The 1,779-nt window shown below is 40.8% G+C and carries 1 protein-coding gene and 1 pseudogene; both read right to left on the bottom strand.

Annotated elements, in window-relative coordinates; all coding sequences use genetic code 11:
* Positions 1 to 236: 236 nt before the first annotated feature.
* The gene (locus ACFIL8_RS09840) at positions 237 to 1,697 is read right to left on the bottom strand and encodes a replicative DNA helicase (protein WP_375689619.1); all 1,461 of its coding nucleotides are present in this window, start codon (positions 1,695 to 1,697) and stop codon (positions 237 to 239) included.
* A pseudogene (locus tag ACFIL8_RS09835) lies at positions 1,654 to 1,779 on the bottom strand (late control protein); the annotation flags it as partial. The gene ACFIL8_RS09840 and the pseudogene ACFIL8_RS09835, both read right to left, overlap by 44 nt.

Raw genomic sequence — 1,779 nt, 5'->3', positions numbered from 1 at the left:
CAACCTTGCCAAGGTTGGGGTCGTGGGTTCGAATCCCATCGCCCGCTCCATTGAATTTTGTATTTATTCGTTCTTGTGTGGAGTTATAGCTGTAGCTTGCCAGCGGGTTTTGTATATTTTGCCACTAGGTTTTGTACCAATTTATTTTTTTTAAAGAGTTTTTAAGGGGTTCTCAAAGGGTCTTCAAATGCCTTTCAAAGGATATTTAAAGCTCTCTTTAACGCATTTTTCTGCTCCTATTTTTCCAAATCACTAAAGCATGTAAAGTCGGGTTGAAAGGCAAGGGGAACGATTCCTGTCGGACCATGGCGTTGTTTTGCTATAATAACCTCGGCTTTACCCTTGGCTTGCTCCATTGCATCTTGCCATTTGCTATACTCAGCGGTGCCTTCTTTGGGTTCTTCATTTTTGAGATAATATTCTTCACGATAAACGAACAGAACAATGTCGGCATCTTGCTCGATTGAACCAGATTCACGTAAGTCGGAGAGTTGTGGACGTTTATCGGTTCGGTTTTCAACTTGACGCGAAAGTTGTGACAGAGCAATGATGGGAATATTGAGTTCTTTTGCAAGTGCTTTTAATCCGGTGGTAATGGCTGTAATTTCTTGAACGCGATTTTCTAATGAACGCTTTGAACCGCTTGTCATGAGTTGGATATAATCGATAATCAAGACATCTAAACCATGTTGTCGTTTAAGACGCCTTGCACGGGCGGCCAATTGTGCTAGGGATACACCCCCCGTTTGATCAATATAAAGAGGGATTGTTTGTAAGGAACGCATTGCGTAAATGATGTTGGTAAATTGCTCTTCTGAGATATTACCACGACGCATATCAGAAGAAGAAACCTTTATTTGTTCTGAGATAATACGAGTTGCAAGCTGTTCTGTTGACATCTCAAGTGAGAAGAAACCTACAATGCCCCCTTCATTTTCTTGGCTGTTATCACGCTTACAAGCATTGGCAATATTAAAAGCAATATTGGTCGCCAGAGAGGTTTTCCCCATTCCAGGGCGTCCAGCTATGATAATCAAATCGGATGGCTGTAGCCCTCCCATTTTCTCATCAAGGGTTTTGATATGGGTAGCTATCCCAGAGAGTTTTGAAGAACGCTTTTTTGCAGCGCTTGCCATGTTAAGTGCTTTTGCAATGGCTGTATTAAAGTTTTCAAACCCGCCCCCATATTTGCCTTTTTCGGCTAACTCAAATAATTGATTTTCAATCGTTTCAATTTGTTGGGAAGGTGTGAACTCCAGAGGCGCATCAAAAGCTGTATTGGCAACTTCATTGCCAAGATTAATCAAAGACCGGCGGATAAAAAGATCGTAAATAACGCGTCCATAATCTTCAGTGTTAATAATAGTGACTGCCTCTGTGGCTAAGCGAACAACATACTGGTATACAGTAATATCTCCAACTTTTTCTTCCATTTGGATATAGGGCTTGATTGTAATGGGGTTTGCAAGATGACCATTTTGAATAATTTGTAAGACAATCTCAAAGATCTTTTGGTGTAGCGTTTCAAAAAAATGTTCTGCTTTGAGAAAGTCTGAAACGCGATCGAGTGCATTATTATTAATCAGGATTGCTCCAAGTAATGCCTGCTCTGCTTCAATATTATGGGGAAGTTGACGAAAAGAAGAAGCAAAATCATCTCTTGGATTTTCTGTTTTTAGCATGTTCAGTGTTCTCATTGCTTTCTTTTCCCTTGTCTGGTGCCTCAAAGGTGATTTCTGTGGTGTATCCGCTTTGTTTTTCATAGCGGTGGGTGACGGT

The organism is Bartonella sp. AP57NXGY, assembly GCF_042195805.1.
GTDB lineage: Bacteria > Pseudomonadota > Alphaproteobacteria > Rhizobiales > Rhizobiaceae > Bartonella.
Note: the sequence above shows the minus strand (reverse complement) of the source record. Positions and strands in the feature narration are given on the sequence as shown.

What these genes read in the sequence shown, in the direction of transcription:
- ACFIL8_RS09840 (WP_375689619.1), bottom strand. Translation starts at nt 1,697, where the DNA reads ATGAGAACACTGAACATGCTAAAAACAGAAAATCCAAGAGATGATTTT.